The organism is Shewanella amazonensis SB2B (assembly GCF_000015245.1).
In the GTDB taxonomy this organism is placed as follows: Bacteria; Pseudomonadota; Gammaproteobacteria; order Enterobacterales; family Shewanellaceae; genus Shewanella; species Shewanella amazonensis.
In genome coordinates this window covers 745,248-765,217 of sequence record NC_008700.1, presented here as the reverse complement: position 1 = coordinate 765,217, position 19,970 = coordinate 745,248, and the positions used below count along the sequence as shown (strand labels likewise).

Genomic DNA, 19,970 nt, shown 5'->3' with positions numbered 1-19,970 from the left:
GAAGATCAATTGTCTTTGGCAAACTTGGCCGCTTCGGCACCTGCGATACGACCAAAGGTCACGATATCGGAGATGGCGTTACCGCCCAGACGGTTGGCACCATGGACACCACCTGTTACTTCACCGGCAGCGTACATGCCCCTGATGAGCTTGCCTTCTTTGCCCACAACCTCGGCCTTGGTATCAATCTTCACACCGCCCATGGTGTGGTGAACAGCCGGTGCAACTTCAATGGCATAGTAAGGCGCGCTCGCCAGTTCACGTGGCATGTCGGCACGCTCGAACTGCTCATCTTTACCACTCTTCACAAAACCATTGTAAGTCCCTATGGTTTTTTCGAGTTCAGCGGCGGGCATACCCAGCTTGTCGGCCAGTTCCTTCACCGATTTGCCTTCGTTTACAATCTTGAGGTGCACGTAACCCTCAATTTTGCTCAGACTCTTACGTACAGAGTCATCGAAAAGCAGATACGCGCTCTCACCTTTCTGGGCCAGGATAGCGGCAGATGCCTTATCACGGGTGGTGATTTCGTTCACGAAGCGCTTGCCTTCGCGGTTAACCAGAATCGCACCGTTACCACGTACGGCTTCGGTCACCATCACACCGCCCACAGGGCTGTAGGTGGGGTGAGCCTGCACGTATTCCAGATCCACTGTGTCAGCACCGGCCTGGGTGGCTACATCCAAACCGTCACCGGTGGCACCGGGGTGGTTGGTGGCTTTAAAGCCTTTGAGTTTGGCATCGTACTTGGCAACGCGATCGTTGTTCTTGGCAAAGCCGCCGGTGGCTACCACCACAGCATCGGCCTTAATCACGTAGTAACCTGTATAGGCCCCCTGTACCAGCACACCGGTCACCTGACCGGCACCGTCTTCGAGAATGCGAACCACACGGCTGTTGAGGCGAATATCGGCATCACGGGCCACAGCAGCGTCCCACAGAACCTGCGCCACGTGTGCTCCCACACCGGCACCACCGGTTGGACGGTGACTGCGGTTAACGCTGGCGCCCCCCATACGGCCAACGTCATTCATATCGGCGCCCAGCGCTGTCAGCCAATCAATAGAGTCGGAAGAGTTATTGGCGAGAACCTGTACCAACTCAGGATTGTTGATGTTGCGGCCACCTTTCATGGTGTCGTCAATCATGATCTGCTTTTTATCAACAATACCCAGTTTGGCCTGAGGCTTGGTTTCGGCGGCATTCATACCACCGGCAGCAAGCTTGGTATTACCACCGGGAACGGGTTCTTTTTCAAGCACCACGACCTTGGCACCGGCATCGCGGGCAGAAACAGCGGCCGCAAGCCCTGCACCACCGGAACCTATGATGACCACATCTGTGGTTTCACGGGGACCTGCGGCAATGGCCTTATCCTGAGCGGCTTTGTCGGCGTCCACGGGCACAAATTTGCGCTCCCACTTGCCGGCGAAGGGGATCTCATAGCCGAAGTTATGGCAAGCATCACAGTAAGTAACTGACTTTTCGTGGCCTTTGTGGCAGCTGGTACAGGCAATATCACCTATCAGGTGTGATTTATGTGGAGAGACTATGCCTTCGCGCTCCCCTTCGGCTACCTCTGTAAGACTGCCATGGCAGCTAACGCACTGACCATTTTCAAAAGTCAGATTATCGTTGCTGGGACCTTTATCGCTTTGGTGACAACTGTCGCAGCCGTTATCACCGTGGAAATCGGCCAGGTTATCGGCACCCGCCCATGCAGTGCCCGCCATGATCCCGGAGATCAGTGCCGCCAGTACCGTTTTTTTCATCGCTCCCGTGAACATAAGTGTTCCTCCAAAAAACTACTTATAAAGAGGTATTTTTATGGCGTGTTTTACACTTAATTACTGTTGATATTCGGAGCAAAACACTGGCCACCGCAAAAATAGTAGCACTATCTAAAGGGGTATTTTTTAGAGTAAGTCACAGTCTTTCCACCAAAAATCCCATGCCAATCGTTAATTGCAGGTGCCAGCAAGCTTTCCAGTCAATGATTGAGGCCGGTCACAGCTGACTGTGGAAAAATGTCGACCAGGCAACACTTTATCAATAAAAGAGCATCGGTTTTGTTGGTTTATAGCCGCTGAACTCCCCTGTAGGGAGCACAACTGGTATGCTGCACTTATCAATGTCTGCAGATTCAACACATGGCCAATAAAGAGCTCTCCGAATCCAGTTTTTGGATCCAGCGAATAGGTAAAACCAGCCTCCGAGCACTGCATTTACTCGGGGTTTGTGGTGTGGGTGGTGGTGTGCTGTTCCATCTTGCCAGGGCCGAATGGCAAGACTTTTGGCTCTTGGCAGTGGTCAGCGGTAGCCTCTTGATGGGATGGGAAATTGTGCGGGACTGGCGTTGGCTTATCCAACTTAAAGGCGTGCTCACCCTGGCAAAATTAGCTCTGCTGTGTCTGTTTATCCCCTTTCCTGAACACAAAGCAGCGTTGTTTGTGGTCATTTTGCTGCTTTCTGTGCTGGTATCCCATGGACCTGCCGGGCTCAGGCATTACTCCATCTGGCACAGACGGCGCATAGAAAGCCGCAAGGAAATCAAAGGATGACCCTGACACCCTCATCACTTTTCAATGCGTATCCAGATTGGTTTACCCGGGCAACGCCCCTGAGGGTGCTTGATTTAGCCTGTGGTTCAGGCCGTAATGGCGTCTGGTTTCTGGAGCGAGGGCATCATGTGACTTTTGTCGATCTGGATACCAGTGCACTGCCACCAGAGATAAAGCACGATCCACTCGCCCACATCTTCCAACTGGATTTGGAGCAAGGGGATACTGTGCCACTGGGGCAGTTTGACATGGTATTGGTATTCAATTACTTGCACAGGCCGCTCATACCATGGATCAAAGATTCAGTGTTACCTGGCGGTCTGGTGGTCTATGAAACCTTCACCGAAGCCCAAGCCAGTATCGGCAGACCCAAAAATCCAGCGTTCCTGCTGGGCAAAAACGAACTCAGAGAACGCTTTACTGACTGGGAACAAGTGTATTATCGTGAGGAAACACCCGCGACTCCCGCTGGCAGCGGCGCCTATAAAGCCACGATAATCTGCCGTAAACCTCTGGATTAACTATGTTTCCTTACCCAGACCAATACCGTAATGCCATCCCGCCGCTGATGACAGGCTTCATTGTGCTTTGGGCACTTGTGGGACGAGCCATCGCAGGCCTGGGCAGCCCGGTCTTTTATTATCCCTTACTGGCCATGTACCCACTCATTCTGGCTGCCCACGTCTGGCTTATTTGGCATGCACGGGGAATGCGGCGTCTCGATCAGGGGTTTTATGCGCTGGTGCACTGCACCCTGGCCTTTGTGGTGTGGACCTTTGCCATCATGCACTTAAAAGATGCCGGTCTGTAGCAGAAATAAAAGCGGCACCAAGAAGATTCAAGGTGCCGGCTTTGGCGGAAAGGGAGATTTAGTCGTCCTTTTGGTCGAGCAAACATGATTCCTCGGACGCAAGAACCACATTGATGAACACGTAATAGATTATAAATAATCCACTCAGTGCCCCTACGATATATAGACTGATAGACCACATAAACTACCTTCTTTTATTTCGCAGGTATTTAATTAACGACATGCTTCGCTAATTAAAATTTGAAATATATGACTACGAGAATCAAGCAACTGATTAACGCTCTTGCGTCAACTCACCGTTATCATCTACACGATAAATAATGCAATCTGGAAATGGCTCACAAATAGCAAGTTTTGGTGCTTCTTCCTGCTGTTTATTCTCCACATGCGACATATAAAATGGCACAGCAAATACAGTTGAAAGTGCTGCTGCAGATACCATAGTGATATACTTTTTCATAACTAAACTCTCCACGCCAAAAAAGGGCTTAATGAACCAAGGTAGATAAATGGCTGCAAAATACCGTGCGTCAGTCACCAATCGATATACGAGTGATAAATGCTCACACATTCAGCAGGTAACACATTAATTATCAACCGACCCGGCCACGGGGATGCGCCATTGCTTTTGCGACCAGCGGATTAGCAAATCAAAGCGACTCAGGGTAAGGCGTCTTTGTTGTGCGCAACCGGGCCAGTTGACGAGTTAAACATTAGGCCCGGGCGTTCTGATTTGGCGACAAGGAAAAGGTTATGAAAAAGTGACGAACACACAAGAAACTGATTTAATTCACCAAAAATATATCTGTATTGGCATTGGCCAACACAGACAAGAGCACTTGGTTGTTGTTGGTCATTGAGAGTGTGTTCATAGATACATTGGTAATTTGTATTGGATGCGCAAACTCTTTGTCATTATTGACGTCCAGCTCCATGAGTTTGGTTGTTCCCTCATCACCTTTCAGGTACCAGATTTTGCCTTGGGCCACATGCCAACCACCGGAAAAGAGGGGCGTGACTTTATCGGTGACTTGTGTTTCCACCCCCTGGGTTAAACTCCATATTCCCGAACTGTTCATTTTAGAATAAAAAAACTCGCCAGAGGCTCTATCAAATTTTCCGGAAAAACCATTTTCGGCCAACAGATTGAGCGTTTTTCCAGTTCGCATATCCACCAGTTGAAGTTGACGCTTACCAGCTTCAGAGGAAAACAGCACCAATTCATCATCATTCATCCCAAATGAAATATTTCTCACCGAAGTTCTGCCCGGAATAAAATGAATTGCCGACTTGGCAATATCCAAGGTGAAGGCTGCGCCATTAATAGTGCCAGCAAGCAATTTGCCATTCGGGGAAAATATCAGCTCGTCTATAAATGAAAACCGGTCAAAATGGGTGAGTTTGATTTCTTCACCTTTCAGTTGCCTCAGCCATATTTGTGGCAACCCGGTTCGATTGGAGACGAAAGCCGTCAAGGTGCCATCTGGACTGATAGCACCACGATAATCGCGGCGACTGGATGATACCCATGGCTCGGGTTTGGTATTACCCGGCGCTGACCAATGCCACAGTTCTTCTTCCATTAGCTCGCCGACGACAGCTACCGTTTGCCCCTTGCTGTTTGAGCGAGGTGAGTTGATTTCCTGCAGTATCTTGGTCAGTCGAACGCGATCTTTGGTGTCTAAATCGAAACGGTGCAGTTGGCCTTCTTCCGCCCTATAGATCAACCCCTTACCATCGGCAGACCAGGCTATGCTCTTTAATGGGTAACCCACCTTAAGCACCTGTCGCCATTCCCCGGTACTGAAGTTAAATACCATCAACTGAGTATCAAACCAGCTTAAGTTTCTCAGCACCGCCATTTGCGACTTATCCGGCGATAGGCTGAGGCCATAATCACCCCGACCTATACTGTGCGGGCGGCTGAGCTGTTCTTTCTTTAAGGTATTCAGATTGACCTGATAAATCTTTTTAAAATCTTCAACGCCGTCCGAGTCCACGAAATAGAGCTCCTGCCCCCTTATGGCCAGAGCGCTCGATTGAGTGGCTTTGTCACATTGGGAGACTACTTTTGCGTTGCGGGTGAGCAAATCCAACAGAATGAGTTCGCAGCGTCCTTTACCATCAAAGTTCAAGTACGCCAAATGGCCGCCATCATCGCTCCAGGCCGGATAGCGCTGGTTGTAGGCTGTTGGCGAGTTGTCAGCCAGAGAGACTTGCCCCGTAGTCAGGTCCTGTAACAGAACACGCCACTCTTTCGCTTTAAGGTCCCGAAAGGCAAATGCCAGCTTTTTGCCATCCGGTGATAACACCGGATCGACCTCCTGCCCCTCCAGAGAGGTTAACGGCAACAATGAAGCTATGTTGTCTTGCACGGGTTCGGCTTTTGACTTGTCACTCTGGGTCAAAGTATCCCAGACGATGAATGCCAACAGAGACAGGAGTACACCCACCAATGCGTAAGTCGCCAGGATGAGACGGCCAGGCTTTAGCTGGGCAGGCTTTGGCTGGGCAGGCACGGGCTTAATGTCTGGTGACATTGTTGAGGAACTGCGCTGCTGGTTGTCTTCAATGTCTATCGGCGCCACGGGAGCCGCTGCATTTGGGACCTCTGAAGAGTGTGTCAAATCGGAAGGTGTTATTACCTGACCTTCAAGTGGTTCCACCTCTGCTATCAGCAAATAACCGACCTTGGGGACGGTTTGAATAACCTGCTGACTGCGGGCGTCGTCGCCCAAGGCGCTTCTGAGCTGAGCAATAATCCGGTTGATGGCATTGTCGGATACCTGACCACCGCGCCACACTTCCCTGATAAGCTCGTCGCGACTGACGGGACGACCGGCACGCTCCAGCAGACACACCAATACCTGCATCACCCGCAGTTCGAGTTTGGTGTCAGAGCCGTTTTTGGCAATCACACACCGCTCTGGGATAACCATGTAGGGGCCGAGGCGGTATTTTTTATTATTAAACATGCTGTTCGCTTTGTGACCCAGTCTTTATTTTTGTGTTATTTAATCAATATCGGCGAAGGAGTGGAAGCAAAGAACCAAGAAAGCCTGCTTTAGGCTTGCCGACGTTTGCCCCCTTGGGTATCTTAAGCGCCCTAACGCCGTACCGAGAACCATGATGGACGACTTCAGCTACAATCCCCCCACAGACCCCTGGCTGGACATATTGCATCAGGACAAGGACATCATAGTGATCAATAAACCCAGCGGTTTATTGTCGGTACCAGGCCGGGATCCCATCCACCATGACAGCGCCTGGAGCCGTATCAAAGCCGAACATCCCAATAGTCAGGTGGTCCACAGACTGGATATGGCGACCTCCGGGGTAATGGTCTACGCGCTGCGAAAGAGTGCCGAGGTCGAACTGAAACGCCAATTTCGCGACCGCGAAACCCACAAAACCTACTTTGCCCGGGTGGCTGGTCATGTCAAAGCTAATTGCAGCGTGGATTTACCACTGATTTGCGACTGGCCAAACAGGCCAAGGCAAAAAGTAGACCATGAGATTGGCAAACCCTCCCTGACCCATGTCGACGTAATCAGTTACGGCAAACGTTCCACCCTGGTTAAACTGACACCTATCACCGGCCGCAGCCATCAACTAAGAGTGCATATGATGGCCCTGGGGCATCCTATTCTCGGTGATGGCTTTTACGCCGACCCACTGGCCAAGAGTCTTGCCGATCGCTTGCTGCTTCATGCTGCGAGTCTCAGCTTTACCCATCCTTACAGTGGTGAGGCCATGACCTTCAGTACAGAAGTCCCCTTCGCAGAGGCGACGGCTAATCAGTAAAGTCACCTTTTCACTGGAAAAATAATACTGAAGCCCGTAAATTATTGTTCAATCATTCGGTAGTTAGAGCAGTTAGCAGTGGATACATCATTTCAGCGCGATCAGTTGGACAACCAGATCCTCGAGGCCCTGATGGCCGATGCCCGCACCCCCTTTGCTGAATTGGCAAAACGTTTTGGGGTCAGCGCCGGCACCATTCACGTTCGGGTCGAAAAGATGAAGCAGGCAGGCATCATCACCGGCGCCCAAATCACTGTTAACCCTAAAGCGCTGGGTTACGATGTTTGTTGCTTTATCGGCATTAACCTTAAAAGCGCCGGTGACTACCCGGCCGCCATCTCAAAACTCAATGCTCTGGAAGAAGTGGTGGAAGCCTACTACACCACCGGCAATTACAGCATCTTCGTGAAAGTCATGTGCCAGTCCATCGACAGTCTGCAGCATGTGCTGATTAATCGCATCCAGTCCATCGCCGAAATTCAGTCAACCGAGACCCTGATCAGCCTGCAAAACCCCATAGTAAGGGCGGTAAAACCCTGATTGGGATAACGAGATAAAAAAACACCGGACTTGAGTCCGGTGTTTTTTATTGGCTGAGTCAGAGCTCGAAGACCTTGGTCATAACCTTATAAAGCTCGGTGCCCTGATGTACTGAAGCCGAGGCAAAATGCAGTATGGGCACGCCATCTTCAGGCAGACGCAATACGGTCAGCTCTTCACCTGTGCCGTAGAGATCCAGTCTTAACAGATTCACCAGGGGATCGGTTGCCTTCATCGGCACACCCACCTTCCCAAGGTATTCCACCATCCCCGCTTTTGGGGCATGAAACTTGCGATAGTTTTTCAGGAAACAGCCGTATCGTTTCATGGGTTTGGGCAACACGGTTTCGGCAATCACACCACGATGACTCAAATAGGCCAGGATACCTTCTGCATCTTCCAGCGCATCATCCAAATCAATGCGCTCCTGACTGCCAAGCTCCAGCGTTAGTGCCGAGACTCTCACCCCAAGTTCGCGACCATGGCTGGATGCCACCTCGGCCAATGTCCACCAGGGCACAAAGGCCGCTTCGTCCATGGCGCCGCCAAAGCTGTTGGGAATGAGCAAGGTATAAGGTATTGAGAAATACTGGGCAGCGCTGCGCTCGTATTCGGGGCAATACAGATGCTTGCATGACTTGGGGCCGGTATGCAGATCGAGCACTATGTCGGCCCTGTGTGCCATGGACTGCAAGGTTACTGCCAGCCTGTGCCCTGTGGTCACACCCCAGGGGTTATTCAGTCTGCGGGCACATTCTTCCACAAGGGTGGCGCGAAATGCGGTGATGAGCGTATCGTCATCCAGATGGGAATGCTCCTGATACCAGACTTCAATATTGAACCCATGGTCCAGATACTCGCGATTCCAATTGACCCCGGTAATGGGGTCGAAACGCCCAAGGGTAAACTCACCGCTCTTTTGGTTAATACCCAAGGGGTTTGCCAGTGGCACCAGACTGATATCCCCCAGAAGCTCGTAGTGCTCGAGGAGTTTCATCAGCTGGTAGATAACCGCATTGCCCTGCACCTCAGCGCCATGGACGTTGGCCTGAATATAGACACTGGGGCCAGCTCCCTTGCCTTTAAAGCGATACACAGGCAAAGACAGCGGCTGTCCTGCAGCCAGCTCGCCGACCCGAACTTCGTGTTTATCGACCCGCATTATGCCTGACCTTCAAACAGGTTCTCGTGCAGTGCCTTCACGACTTGCGCCGCTTCACTCTCAGCTACCAGCACGCACAGGTTATGGGGGCTCGCGCCCTGACAAATCATACGCACATTGTGGTTTTCGAGCACGGTAAACACCTGGCGGCAAATCCCCGGGGTGCTGGCGATACGGTTACCAATTATGGCCACCAGTGCCAGATTGTCCTCTACCCTAACCCGGCAATGCTGGGACAGCTCCTGCAGCAAGGCTTCACTGAGCAAACCGCTGCCGGTGGAATCGGAGCCGGTTTTATCCAACGTCAGTGACACGTTCACTTCTGAAGTGGTAATAAGGTCCACCGAGATTTTATGACGCGCCAGAGTGGCAAAGGTTTCTGCCAAAAAGCCACGGGCATGGAGCATCTGCAGGCTGTGCAGGTTCAGCAGCGTCTGATCGCGGCGCACGGCCACGGCGCGGTAAATAGGGGGATTGTCCACCTGATGGCGGATCCAGGTGCCACCCTTTTCTGGTTCGCGGCTTGAGCCGACAAACACCTGAATTTGCTGGCGAACCGCAGGCAAAATTGTGGCTGGGTGCAATACCTTTGCACCGAAAGTCGCCATTTCGGCCGCTTCGTTAAAACTGATTTCGGCAATGGGTCTGGCGTTGGGCGCCAGACGTGGATCAGTGGTGTAAATACCGGCCACATCGGTCCAAATCTCTACCGCATCGGCACGCAGGGCTTCTGCCAACAAGGCGGCAGAATAATCGCTGCCACCGCGACCCAGGGTGGTGGTGCGACCTTCTGCATCGGCACCGATAAAGCCCTGGGTCACCACTATGTCCCGTTCGAGCAACGGCTGCAGGAAATCCCGGGCCAGCGCCGCGATATCTTCAATCTGCGGCTCGGCGCGGCCGAAGTGGCTGTCGGTTCGCATGACCTGACGCACATCGAAGCTGCTGCTCTTTGCCCCTTGCTGCCTCAGTACAGCCGAAAACAACAGCGCGGAACATTGCTCTCCCATGGACAAGAGCTCGTCCATGATGGCCTTGCTGCGATTGAGGATGAGCGACTCACTGAGCACAGAAATCCGCGATAACAGAGCATCCAGCGCGGCCGCCACATCCTGTGGGCGCTCCAGCTTATCGAGGATGGCATATTGAATTTGTGCAATCTGCTTGAGCAGTTGCAGGCGACGCTCATCGGTCACTGTGGCCTGGGTCAGCTCTACCAGCAAGTTGGTCACACCACTGGATGCACTGACCACCACCAAACGGGTAGCAGAATTGGCCAGCACTATGGCGGCGCAGCGTGACATGGCATTGAAATCGGCGACCGAGGTGCCACCGAATTTGGCTACAACAAGAGACATCAGCACACCTCCATCGACGGCGAGTGGAAGACAGCGACATTCAAGCTAAAACGGGTTTTCATGAGTAATCTCCGAACTGACTTCGTTCGAAGAGCCTGGTGCAAAGATACGGCACCCCAAAAGGAGGGAAAAGCGATCGTCACCAGAAGCTCTCCACCAAATAACAGGTGACAATCGTCAGGATTCAGCCTGAACGACCGACAAAACGCACTCAAGCACGTGGTTTTGCCTCGGCGCCAATCTCCCTCACAGGTCGTCTTTGGAGTGATTGCTCCTCAAGCCTGCTACCTAGTTGGCGCTCCTCTTCTGTGCCTTCCACGGGGAAGGGACGAAAAAAGTAGCAATAAAGCGGTATTCAAGTCAATGCGAAATTATGCAAGTTGAAAAAATGCTGTGTTCACAGAAACTGGGATCCCAATGATGGCATACCCTCAGCCCTGTCGGTTGGCACCAACTCCGGCAATTCATGGACCAGCCGAACCCGGGAGCGGAAGGATCCCAACGTCTTGGGTTCGCTGTCCATCCGGCAGGGAAGCAACATCAGCTCGTCCCGCATCACATAATAGAGCGCATTTTGCCGGTATTTATGAGCCAAACGAACGCTGTCGTCAGGTTCCATAAACACGGCCCAACTTTTTTCCATGTGGGAAAGCTGCTCATTGGTGCCTATCAAGGCACGATAAGGCACGCCCAAGGCTTCTATGTCCCTTAACAGTTGCCGGTCAAGCAAACGGTTTTGGCAGGCATCCAGAAGCTCACCCATAGGGTTATAGGCAGTGATAATGGCAAAGTGTGCGTGGGGAGAAAGGTGTTGAGTCAACAAGAAACTTGCCGACTGATAGATGTTCCAAAGCTGCTGTGAATGATTTTCCATGTCAGTGATAATCATGCAAAAGAACCTGAGCTAGTTTAGCAGACTCTGTTACGCTGCCTAGCCTTGTGAGCTGGATCTCATTCCGATAATCACCAGTTCATATATTTTTCAATAACATAAGCAATATTAATGATAATTAATCGGCGACTACAAAGGATTTGTTAACATTTCAATTGTTAACAAATGCCTAAAACGAGTACAATTGACAGCGTTAGCCATCCAAATCATTCAGCCGTTCATTTGATACAGGCTGTTACAAATTTTCCGCTGATGTCAGTAACTTGGCTAAACAACTGTACAAAATGTGATCCATATTCAATTTAACATTTATACTTTGAAAAAAAATAACGACTTGGGAACTTCAGCAAGTAGTTTTTTATCGAAGTGAGTACAGTTCACGCTTCCCCTTTGAGGGATGATTATTGAACTAGTCGTAGAGTGTGCCCCAAGGCGTTGTCTCTTTACCTCCTCAGGTTATTTGGGTCTTGCCGGAATAAAAAGCAGGGCCTGGCTGACAGTTGGCCGACACACCCGATTAGCACAGATTTGTTTTAAATTTAGGTACTTGATTATGCAAAATCCGCACATTCTGATCGTAGAAGACGAAGCCGTTACCCGTAATACATTAAGAAGTATTTTTGAGGCCGAGGGATATGTGGTGACTGAGGCCAACGATGGCGCAGAAATGCATAAAGCCTTGCAGGAAAATAAAATAAACCTGGTGGTGATGGATATCAACCTGCCGGGTAAAAACGGTCTGTTGTTGGCACGCGAACTGCGTGAAATCAACAACATTGGCCTGATTTTCCTGACTGGCCGTGACAACGAAGTGGACAAGATCCTGGGTCTTGAAATTGGCGCGGACGATTATATTACCAAGCCGTTCAACCCACGTGAGCTGACCATTCGTGCCCGTAATCTTCTGACTCGCGTCAATAGCGCTGGCGCCGAAGTCGAAGAGAGAGCCGCGGTCGAGGTTTATCGTTTCAATGACTGGAGCCTGGAAATCAACAGCCGTTCTCTGGTCAGCCCAACCGGTGAGTCTTACAAACTGCCACGCAGCGAATTCCGTGCCATGCTGCACTTCGTTGAAAACCCAGGCAAGATCCTGAGCCGCGCCGATCTTCTGATGAAGATGACAGGCCGTGAACTCAAGCCACACGACCGTACCGTAGACGTGACTATCCGTCGTATCCGCAAGCACTTCGAAAGCCAGCCAGATACACCGGAAATCATCGCCACCATCCACGGTGAAGGCTATCGCTTCTGTGGTAACCTGGACGAATAAGGGTTAACCCCTCTTTAATAAGCCAATCTTCGGATTGGCTTTTTTATTGGCTGCATTTTATTGATAAGCCAATAGCGTAATCTTTGAAATCCATAAGTACTTAAGAAAAAAGCCTGTCATCGACAGGCCTTTTTATATCCCAGTCAAACCGGGTTTAATGCTTGATCTCAGTATCGAGGAAATCGGCTAGAGTGCGGTACAAATGAGTACGCACCTTCTCGCCACGCATCGAATGCTTGGAGCCTGGGTAATCCACCATACGGAACAGCTTGCCTTCATCCTGCAGCGCCTTGTAAACCCGGGTCGAGTTTTCAAACAACACGTTATCATCGGCCATACCGTGATACATCAACAGCCCACCCTGATAGCCGCCCACGTGGGGGAACACGCTCGCCTTGTTATAACCTTCGCCGTTGCGTTCCGGATGACCCATATAGCGCTCGGTGTAATGGGTATCGTACAGCCGCCAATCTGTCACAGGCGCGCCGGAAATGGCCGCTTTAAAGTGGTTTGGCGCCTTGAAGAGACTCATCAGTGCCATGTAGCCGCCATAGCTGTGGCCGTAAATCGCCACTTTATCTCCTGCAACAAAAGGCAGCGTACGAAGATAATCCACCCCTGCCATCTGGTCACGCACCTCGGCATCACCCAGGTTTTGATAAATCACGTACTCAAATTGGGTACCGCGGTGGGCTGAACCACGGTTATCCAACTGGAATACCAGATAATCGTTTTGCAGCAGATACTGGGTAAAATAATCCTGTTCGCTCCAGCTGTTGGTTACCAGCTGCGCATGGGGACCACCATACACCCGCACCACCACGGGATACTTCTTGCTGGCGTCGAAATTGATGGGCTTGAACAAACGGTAGTGCAGCGTCTGACCGTCATCGGCCTTCAGAGTGCCAAACTCCGGCAGTTGCCACAGACCAGCAAAGGGATGCAGTGGGTGGCCAGCTTTGACGGCGTTTTCTTCCACCCAGGCCAGATGCTTACCGGCAGCATCGTGCAAGCTCACCTGAGGAGGCTGTGACAGGCTGTTGAAGTAATCCAGATACACAGGGTTGTTTTCAGCAAACACTGTGCCGTGCATACCGGCCGCGGTTGAGAGCCGTTCAATCTCGCCCCCCTTAAGGCTCACCCGGTACAGATGACGCTCGGTTACCTTGTCCTTGCGGCCGCTGAAATACACAAGGCCCGCCTTTTCATCCACATAGGCGATTTCATCCACGGTCCAGTCGCCTTTGGTCAACTGACGCTTCACCTTGCCTTTGGCCTCGAACAGGTAAATATGGCTGTAACCATCGCGCTCTGAGGTCCACAGGAAATCGCCGCTGTCCTTGAAAAAATGAAGGTCGTTATTCAGATTCACCCAGGCCTTGCTGGTTTCTTTTACCAGCAGTTGACTCTTGCCAGGCTTGTCCACAGAAACCTTACGCAGCTCAAGGGTCTGCTGGTCACGGCTTTGCCATTGGAAGCTGAGTTCTTTGCTGTTTGGCAACCATTTTACCCGCGGCAGGTAGATATCTTTCTCTTTGCCCAGCTCCACCCAGTCGGTCTTAATGCCATCAAGGCTGACAATACCGAGCGCGATTTCCACGTTGGCCTTGCCCGCATAGGGATAACGCTGCTCAGTAAGCTTAATGCCGTCGGCATAGATTTCATTACGGGTCACCAGCTCCACCGGCGACTCATCGATACGGGTAAAGGCGATGCGCGCTTCGTCTGGCGACCACCAGTAACCGGTCATGCGATCCATTTCTTCCTGGGCCACAAACTCGGCCATGCCGTTTTTAATTGCGCCGCCACCGTCTTTGGTCAGCTGCGTCAGAGAATTGTTTTCCAACTCATACACATAGAGGTTTTGCTCCTTAATAAAGGAGACATAGTTTCCCTTGGGCGACAGCTTGGCGTCGGTGGCAAAGCCATCACCAGTGGCGAGCAGACGCACATCACCGCTCTTGGGAGTGAAGTAGTACAGCTGGCCAGCGGCCGGGATAAGTAACGCCTCGCCGTCTTTGGCCCAGAAGTACTCCATTATGCCCTGGCCATAAATGCGCTGACGCTCGCGGCGGGCCTTTTCTTCATCGGAAAGCTCGCCGCCCGCCAGTTTGTCGGCATCCAGCAGCAGGCTTACCTTGCCGCTCGCCACGTCCATCTCCCACAAATCATAAAAGTGTTGATTGTCGGCGCGGCCTTTCAAAAAGGTGACCTTGCTGCCATCGGGAGAGAGCGCCAGCCCACGGGGGCTGCTGCCCGCCAATGCAGGAGAAGCGTACATGCGCTCAATTGCCAGCGGTTCTGTTCCTGCGCCCGGAAAGGCCGGGGCCGCCTGAATAGAGACGGCCACGCCCGTCAACATTAATGAAGCCACGATTTTTTTAATCATTGTTTTTTCCATGTGTGGTTCGTGAGGAATGTATTTCAAAACAGCTATCGACTGCTTAGATAAGCCAACCATTCTGCCCGAAAACTTTGCCGCTGCCAAAGTAATAGCCAATCGCAAAGGCCACTGAAAATGTCACCAATCTCGGGTATCATTAGCGCCAGAATTATTCCAAAGACCTCCCCAAATTTGTCTAACCAGAAGGACACAAGATGCAGACCCTGTCCCAATCCCTTAAACAAAGCGCGATCAGCGAGGAGCTTGCCAGCCTGTTAACCGTGCTGGCCAACAGCTCCAAAGACATCAGCCAGGCCGTGCGCCGTGGTGCCCTCGCCGGTGTACTCGGCGTTGCAGGCACCGAAAACGTGCAGGGTGAAGATCAGAAAAAGCTCGACGTTATCACCAACGACATGCTGAAAGACGCATTGGCTGCCCAAGGCTCGGTGAAGGCGCTGGCCTCGGAAGAAGAAGATGAGATAGTGCCACTGGCTCAGGACGGCCAGTTTCTGGTGTGCTTCGACCCACTTGATGGCTCTTCCAATATCGACATCAACTCGCTGGTAGGCACCATTTTCTCTGTTCTGCCGGCCCCAAGCGGTGACGTGAGCGAGCAAAGCTTCCTACAACCTGGCCGCAAGCAGCTGGCGGCAGGTTACGTGCTCTACGGCCCATCCACCATGCTGGCGTTGACCACGGGCCAGGGCGTGCAGCTCTTTACCCTCGACCCGGTCAGCGGCGACTACCTGCTGACCGTAGACGGGGTGCAAATAAGCAAGGACACCGGCGAGTTCGCCATCAATATGTCCAACCAGCGCTTCTGGGAGCCGGGCATGCAGGCCTACATTGCTGACCTGATTCAGGGCAAAGAAGGCCCGCGCGGCAAGAACTTCAACATGCGCTGGATTGCAGCCATGGTGGGTGATGTGCACCGAGTGTTGTGCCGCGGCGGACTGTTCACCTACCCCACCGACACTAAGGACCCGAAAAAGCCGTTCAAACTGCGCCTGATGTACGAGGCCAACCCAATGGCATTCTTGGTTGAGCAGGCGGGCGGCAAAGCCAGTACCGGCTATGAGACCATTCTCGACATAGCGCCAAGTGAAATTCACCAGCGCGTGGCGGTAATTTTGGGCTCGGCCAACGAGGTGGATGCCTGTCTGGGTTACCACAACTGAGACTGGCGTTAGTCTTTAGTCCGATGGCGGCGGCCTTTGATTGGCAAGCCGCCAAATCGCGCTATAATACGCGCCAACCGATTTTCTGAAATCTGATTTCAATACCGTTAAAGGATATGCAAATGAGCTTGAATGCAGTGCCAGCGGGCAAATCCCTGCCAGATGATATCTATGTAATCATCGAGATCCCACAGAACCACGATCCTATCAAGTACGAAGTGGACAAGGACAGCGGCGCCCTGTTTGTTGACCGCATCATGACTGCTCCTATGTTCTATCCTTGCAACTACGGTTATGTGAACCAGACTCTGAGCCTGGATGGTGACCCAGTAGACGTACTGGTACCTACCCAGTACCCACTTCAGCCTGGCAGTGTGATCCGTTGCCGCCCTGTTGGCGTGCTGAAAATGACCGACGAGTCTGGTGAAGACGCCAAAGTGGTTGCCGTTCCTCACGAGAAAGTGTCCAAAGAATACGGCCACATTCAGGACGTGAACGACCTGCCAGCCCTGCTGAAGGCCCAGATCAAGCAGTTCTTCGAACATTACAAGGATCTGGAAGTTGGCAAGTGGGTGAAGGTTGAAAGCTGGGAAGACGCCGCTGCTGCCCGTGCAGAAATCCTCACCAGCGCCGAGCGCTACAACAAGCAAGCCTAATCAGGCTGTTTGTGAAAAAGCCGACCTCAAGGTCGGCTTTTTTGTGCACGGAATCAACTATCCAATTGAAACTCAAATAAACTGCACAATATCGAATATTATTTCACCACATCCTGATGTCAAACTTTTGACTGCCGTCAAAAAATCAATAAAATACGCCTGTTAGACTAAACCCTCTACTTAGGTTTAGCCAATATCCCTTTATCAGGTATTAAGGATGTACCAAGTGTTTCGAAGTTTCTGTGCTCTGGCAAGTGTAATTCTTCCACTCCAACTGGCATTTGCTGCCGACAATAATATTAGATTGGTGCAATCAGATCTAGAACTTGAATTGGGCTGTATAAAGTCTACTCAAGCTTTGTCTATTGCGCTTACTCTGCCGAAGGTGTTTGCACTTTCGCAGGACAGGAGCAGTCTTATCATTCAGAATAACAATCATGTTGTCGCGAAGCTGTCTGGTGAAGCGAGTATTAGGAAATTCACCGGCGAAGCAAATGTAGATTGGTTACAATCACTTACTGAGATAGAAAACGCCGAACTAACCCTTGAAGCCATTTCTTTTCGAACTGGAAACACGGCTATCTCACAATTCAATCTTGAAAAACATAAGAATAATCTCAGCACTTTTTCAGCAAGCTGTAAACTCTAACCAACACAGTTCATTGATGCATTTTTTCGACATATTTCGCTGTCTTTACGCAATCGCGGATTATGTTTAAAAAGATGCATTTTGTTCTACTAAAACGTCAGTATAAGTTGGCCCAGCTAGTAATCATCAGTGGCCAACTTAACTGTGACTTTAAATAATATCCCTGCAGAGAATAATAAAGCAACAGCACGGACAATGAGCTTAGTCCGCCATCTAATAATATTTAGTCCGTATCCCTCGACGAAATAACGAACATCTGAATTAGTATCTGCAATAATTAATAGTCAGAACTTCATGGTACTATTCACAGCAAACCGCAGTGACAAGTTCGCCCGATTTTTAACAGTAAGCCACGCTAATACAGCCTTACAAAAACATCATAAACACAGATAGTAAAAATCCACCTGCATAGCAGGTGGCTTTGACACGGCCCCCTAAAAGGGGGCTTAAAAACTAACCTTCTAGCCCCAATGCTATCTGCCGTTTCTCTTCTTCTTTGGCTGTCTTTTCTTGGTGCCGTACATATCTGCGGATTATCTCTTCATTCGCTCCTACCGAGTCAACAAAATAGCCTCTTTGCCAAAAGTGATTCCCCCAGAGCTTTTGCTTTCTCAAATACGGAAATTTCGCAAACATTCTGATTGCCGTTCTTCCTTTTACAAAACCCATTAAGTCCGACACGCTTAGACTCGGTGGAGTTCTGACTACTAGATGAACATGATCTTCCTGCACATTCAGTTCTACGACTCTGCATTTCTTCATGTTGCAGTAAACATAGATACTTCGATAAAGCTCTTTGCCAAGATTACCTTTTAGGATTTTGTACCTGTACTTCGGTGTCCAAACGAGGTGATACTGACAGCGATAGAACACGTGAGACGCGGATTCATATCTGCTCATGCTACTTACTCCTTGATTTGCTGGTAACAAACCGAGGGAGTATTTAGCATGGGCATTCTACGGGCAAAGCCCCACTAGAACGATCACCACCTCCATAGGAGGTGGTTTTAGAGTGACAACAAAAAGCCGACTTAACGTCGGCTCACTGTCTCCATCACAGCTCAGTCATCATCACTGGCAACCTGATGAGGGCGCTCTGTTTGGTCGACAATCGTCAGCACCGCGGTGTCACCCACCACGTTACAGGAAGTCAGTACCATATCGATAAGCCTATCCAGCGCGGCCACCAGCGCAAAGGCTTCCACCGGCAAGCCCATCTGGTGGATAAGCACGCCAATCATCACCATGCCGCCGCCGGGTACGCCACCGGCGCCCACAGAAAGCAGGAAGATACTGAAGATAAGCGCCGGCAATTGCTCCATGGTGATAGGCATACCAAAGGCGTTGGCGATAAAGAAAATCGCCACAGTAATGTAAATGGACACACCGCCCATGTTCATGGTCGCGCCCAGAGGCACCCCAAAACCGGCCACGGCGCGGTTCACCTTGAGCTTTTCGGTGAGGGTTCGCATGGTCACCGGAATGGTGGCATTGGAGCTGGCGGTAGAGAGGGAAAACAGGATTTGCTCCTGGGTTTTCTCACGAAACACGCTGGCTTTCACCGGGGTGAACAGCTGCACCGCATAAGGGTAAACCACGAAAATCCACAGCAGCAGCAAGCCAAGAATCAGCACCAGATATTCCATCACACTGAGAAACACCCCGGCTTCCAGGGTAGCACCCAGTTTGAACATCAGTGCGCCAACACCAATGGGCGCCAGATGCATCACCACCGAAATCAGCTTCATCATGATTTTATTGGCGGTTTGGAAGGCAGATACGGCGCCGGTCACATGCTCGCCCAGAGACTTGATGACGCCGCCAAGCAGCAAGGCCATAAAGATGACCTGCAGCATATTGCCCGACATAAAGGCTGCCACCGGATTACGGGGCACTATGTCTACCACCAGCGCCATCAGGCTCGGCAGCTCGGTGGCGGTAATGGCGAGCTCTCCGCCGCCGGTCATGTCCACGCCCTTGCCGGGTTCCAGCAACAGCGCAACCGTCAGGGCCGCGAATATAGCGACCAGGGTATTGATGATGTAAAAACCAAAGGTCTTGCCACCGAGGCGACCGAAGCTGGAGAGATCTTTAAGCTCACACACGCCGCAAACGATGCTGACAAACACCAGTGGCACCACCAGCATCATGATCATGTTGACGAACATGGTGCCAAGGCCAGAGGCGATTTCGACCAGGGTGCCGGAGAAGAAATTGATATCGTGCAGCACATACTGCACCAGAGTGCCGGACAGGAGTCCGATAGCAAGGCCAAGGAAAATCCTGGCCGACAGAGATTTGAACATAGATTGCATGCCTGTGTTGTTATTGTGTCTGGGGTCTGCTGCCCCGTTCGCTCCCGGATAGTGAAACATGCCAGCGGCAATTTCAACGAAAATGTATGGACACAATCCTGCAACCCTATAACAAGCTGAACATAACCTGCTGAAATTTAACAGCTATCACTCAAGTGCAGAAATTTCTGCCTTTACACAGACGCAGCCAATTTTACCAATGGCAAACACTTCCAAAACAACCACTTAAAAACAACCAGTGGATAAAGCCAAAAATATGCAGCCTTGCAGTCGATATAACCAGGCCGGACCCGCGCAACTAAGTAATTCTCTGCATCCACCGCCACCACCAGCCCAGCACGCCATGTTACAGCCAATAAGAAGGCCACCCAGAGGTGGCCTTGGCAAGACT

At 51.1% G+C, this 19,970-nt stretch carries 18 protein-coding genes, 1 pseudogene and 1 riboswitch; of the genes and pseudogenes, 9 read left to right on the top strand and 10 right to left on the bottom strand.

What is annotated here, in order from left to right; genetic code table 11:
• Window positions 1-5: 5 nt before the first annotated feature.
• The gene (gene fccA / locus SAMA_RS03250; protein WP_011758729.1) at window positions 6-1,787 is read right to left on the bottom strand and encodes a fumarate reductase flavoprotein subunit FccA; all 1,782 of its coding nucleotides are present in this window, start codon (window positions 1,785-1,787) and stop codon (window positions 6-8) included.
• A gap of 363 nt (window positions 1,788-2,150) precedes the next feature.
• On the opposite strand from fccA, the gene SAMA_RS03245 reads away from it, so the two are divergent.
• Genes SAMA_RS03245 through SAMA_RS03235 form a run of 3 tightly spaced genes read left to right on the top strand, consistent with a single transcriptional unit; the run spans window position 2,151 to window position 3,372 of the window.
• Window positions 2,151-2,561, top strand: a complete 411-nt coding sequence (locus SAMA_RS03245; RefSeq protein WP_011758728.1) for a hypothetical protein — start codon at window positions 2,151-2,153, stop codon at window positions 2,559-2,561.
• Entirely contained in the window at window positions 2,558-3,082 is a 525-nt protein-coding gene (locus SAMA_RS03240; RefSeq protein ID WP_011758727.1) for a methyltransferase domain-containing protein, read from the top strand. Before SAMA_RS03245 ends, SAMA_RS03240 begins: the two co-directional genes overlap by 4 nt.
• 2 nt (window positions 3,083-3,084) lie before the next feature.
• Window positions 3,085-3,372: a hypothetical protein gene (locus SAMA_RS03235; RefSeq protein ID WP_011758726.1), complete on the top strand. Its 288-nt coding sequence runs from the start codon at window positions 3,085-3,087 to the stop codon at window positions 3,370-3,372.
• Window positions 3,373-3,646: 274 nt separating this feature from the next.
• Here the strand turns inward: SAMA_RS03235 and SAMA_RS03230 are convergent, their stop codons facing one another.
• From SAMA_RS03230 to SAMA_RS19905, 3 genes and pseudogenes are all read right to left on the bottom strand, one after another.
• Complete coding sequence (locus SAMA_RS03230) at window positions 3,647-3,832, bottom strand: hypothetical protein (RefSeq protein ID WP_041409663.1); 186 nt, start codon at window positions 3,830-3,832, stop codon at window positions 3,647-3,649.
• Window positions 3,833-4,157: 325 nt separating this feature from the next.
• Complete coding sequence (locus SAMA_RS03225; RefSeq protein ID WP_232280517.1) at window positions 4,158-6,053, bottom strand: hypothetical protein; 1,896 nt, start codon at window positions 6,051-6,053, stop codon at window positions 4,158-4,160.
• Between the two features lie 54 nt (window positions 6,054-6,107).
• Window positions 6,108-6,245: pseudogene (locus SAMA_RS19905) on the bottom strand (winged helix-turn-helix domain-containing protein); the annotation flags it as partial.
• Window positions 6,246-6,501: 256 nt separating this feature from the next.
• Here SAMA_RS19905 and rluA point away from each other — a divergent pair.
• Window positions 6,502-7,176, top strand: a complete 675-nt coding sequence (gene rluA / locus SAMA_RS03220) for a bifunctional tRNA pseudouridine(32) synthase/23S rRNA pseudouridine(746) synthase RluA (protein WP_041410077.1) — start codon at window positions 6,502-6,504, stop codon at window positions 7,174-7,176.
• 78 nt (window positions 7,177-7,254) lie between these two features.
• Window positions 7,255-7,716, top strand: coding sequence for a transcriptional regulator AsnC (gene asnC / locus SAMA_RS03215; RefSeq protein WP_011758723.1), 462 nt, complete (start codon window positions 7,255-7,257; stop codon window positions 7,714-7,716).
• A 58-nt stretch (window positions 7,717-7,774) separates the two neighbouring features.
• On the opposite strand, the gene SAMA_RS03210 is transcribed toward asnC, so the two are convergent.
• The 3 genes from SAMA_RS03210 to SAMA_RS03200 form a co-directional block, all read right to left on the bottom strand.
• On the bottom strand, window positions 7,775-8,878 hold the full coding sequence (locus SAMA_RS03210; protein WP_011758722.1) for a succinylglutamate desuccinylase/aspartoacylase family protein: 1,104 nt from the start codon (window positions 8,876-8,878) through the stop codon (window positions 7,775-7,777).
• On the bottom strand, window positions 8,878-10,236 hold the full coding sequence (gene lysC / locus SAMA_RS03205; RefSeq protein WP_011758721.1) for a lysine-sensitive aspartokinase 3: 1,359 nt from the start codon (window positions 10,234-10,236) through the stop codon (window positions 8,878-8,880). Before lysC ends, SAMA_RS03210 begins: the two co-directional genes overlap by 1 nt.
• A 138-nt stretch (window positions 10,237-10,374) precedes the next feature.
• A riboswitch (Lysine riboswitch) is annotated at window positions 10,375-10,550 on the bottom strand.
• 83 nt (window positions 10,551-10,633) lie between these two features.
• Entirely contained in the window at window positions 10,634-11,125 is a 492-nt protein-coding gene (locus SAMA_RS03200; RefSeq protein ID WP_011758720.1) for a DUF3293 domain-containing protein, read from the bottom strand.
• Between the two features lie 556 nt (window positions 11,126-11,681).
• On the opposite strand from SAMA_RS03200, the gene arcA reads away from it, so the two are divergent.
• Window positions 11,682-12,398, top strand: a complete 717-nt coding sequence (gene arcA, locus SAMA_RS03195; protein WP_011758719.1) for a two-component system response regulator ArcA — start codon at window positions 11,682-11,684, stop codon at window positions 12,396-12,398.
• A 154-nt stretch (window positions 12,399-12,552) separates the two neighbouring features.
• On the opposite strand, the gene SAMA_RS03190 is transcribed toward arcA, so the two are convergent.
• A complete protein-coding gene (locus SAMA_RS03190; RefSeq protein ID WP_232280538.1) occupies window positions 12,553-14,760 on the bottom strand; it encodes a S9 family peptidase in 2,208 nt (735 codons plus the stop codon).
• A 236-nt stretch (window positions 14,761-14,996) separates the two neighbouring features.
• Here SAMA_RS03190 and SAMA_RS03185 point away from each other — a divergent pair, with 236 nt between their 5' ends.
• From SAMA_RS03185 to SAMA_RS03175, 3 genes are all read left to right on the top strand, one after another.
• Window positions 14,997-15,959 carry a class 1 fructose-bisphosphatase gene (locus SAMA_RS03185; RefSeq protein WP_011758717.1) on the top strand — a complete coding sequence of 321 codons (963 nt, stop codon included), beginning with the start codon at window positions 14,997-14,999 and terminating at the stop codon, window positions 15,957-15,959.
• 122 nt (window positions 15,960-16,081) lie between these two features.
• Window positions 16,082-16,615, top strand: coding sequence for an inorganic diphosphatase (ppa, locus tag SAMA_RS03180; RefSeq protein WP_011758716.1), 534 nt, complete (start codon window positions 16,082-16,084; stop codon window positions 16,613-16,615).
• A 217-nt stretch (window positions 16,616-16,832) separates the two neighbouring features.
• Window positions 16,833-17,264, top strand: coding sequence for a hypothetical protein (locus SAMA_RS03175; RefSeq protein WP_011758715.1), 432 nt, complete (start codon window positions 16,833-16,835; stop codon window positions 17,262-17,264).
• 453 nt (window positions 17,265-17,717) lie between these two features.
• Here SAMA_RS03175 and tnpA read toward each other — a convergent pair whose 3' ends face one another.
• Together tnpA and SAMA_RS03165 are read right to left on the bottom strand one after the other, a co-directional pair.
• Window positions 17,718-18,164 (bottom strand): IS200/IS605-like element ISSham1 family transposase, encoded by a 447-nt coding sequence (tnpA, locus tag SAMA_RS03170; protein ID WP_011758714.1) that lies wholly within the window; start codon window positions 18,162-18,164, stop codon window positions 17,718-17,720.
• 161 nt (window positions 18,165-18,325) lie between these two features.
• Window positions 18,326-19,570, bottom strand: a complete 1,245-nt coding sequence (locus SAMA_RS03165; RefSeq protein WP_011758713.1) for a dicarboxylate/amino acid:cation symporter — start codon at window positions 19,568-19,570, stop codon at window positions 18,326-18,328.
• Between the last annotated feature and the right edge of the window lie 400 nt (window positions 19,571-19,970).

Bases quoted from the DNA above. Each gene is read 5' to 3' on its own strand.
- SAMA_RS03245 (WP_011758728.1), top strand. From the start codon at position 2,151: ATGGCCAATAAAGAGCTCTCCGAATCCAGTTTTTGGATCCAGCGAATA.
- lysC (WP_011758721.1), bottom strand. From the start codon at position 10,236: ATGTCTCTTGTTGTAGCCAAATTCGGTGGCACCTCGGTCGCCGATTTC.
- fccA (WP_011758729.1), bottom strand. From the start codon at position 1,787: ATGTTCACGGGAGCGATGAAAAAAACGGTACTGGCGGCACTGATCTCC.
- arcA (WP_011758719.1), top strand. From the start codon at position 11,682: ATGCAAAATCCGCACATTCTGATCGTAGAAGACGAAGCCGTTACCCGT.
- ppa (WP_011758716.1), top strand. From the start codon at position 16,082: ATGAGCTTGAATGCAGTGCCAGCGGGCAAATCCCTGCCAGATGATATC.
- SAMA_RS03165 (WP_011758713.1), bottom strand. From the start codon at position 19,570: ATGTTCAAATCTCTGTCGGCCAGGATTTTCCTTGGCCTTGCTATCGGA.
- rluA (WP_041410077.1), top strand. From the start codon at position 6,502: ATGGACGACTTCAGCTACAATCCCCCCACAGACCCCTGGCTGGACATA.
- SAMA_RS03240 (WP_011758727.1), top strand. From the start codon at position 2,558: ATGACCCTGACACCCTCATCACTTTTCAATGCGTATCCAGATTGGTTT.
- SAMA_RS03230 (WP_041409663.1), bottom strand. From the start codon at position 3,832: ATGAAAAAGTATATCACTATGGTATCTGCAGCAGCACTTTCAACTGTA.
- SAMA_RS03190 (WP_232280538.1), bottom strand. From the start codon at position 14,760: ATGTTGACGGGCGTGGCCGTCTCTATTCAGGCGGCCCCGGCCTTTCCG.
- SAMA_RS03200 (WP_011758720.1), bottom strand. From the start codon at position 11,125: ATGATTATCACTGACATGGAAAATCATTCACAGCAGCTTTGGAACATC.
- SAMA_RS03185 (WP_011758717.1), top strand. From the start codon at position 14,997: ATGCAGACCCTGTCCCAATCCCTTAAACAAAGCGCGATCAGCGAGGAG.
- SAMA_RS03210 (WP_011758722.1), bottom strand. From the start codon at position 8,878: ATGCGGGTCGATAAACACGAAGTTCGGGTCGGCGAGCTGGCTGCAGGA.
- tnpA (WP_011758714.1), bottom strand. From the start codon at position 18,164: ATGAGCAGATATGAATCCGCGTCTCACGTGTTCTATCGCTGTCAGTAT.
- SAMA_RS03175 (WP_011758715.1), top strand. From the start codon at position 16,833: ATGTACCAAGTGTTTCGAAGTTTCTGTGCTCTGGCAAGTGTAATTCTT.
- SAMA_RS03235 (WP_011758726.1), top strand. From the start codon at position 3,085: ATGTTTCCTTACCCAGACCAATACCGTAATGCCATCCCGCCGCTGATG.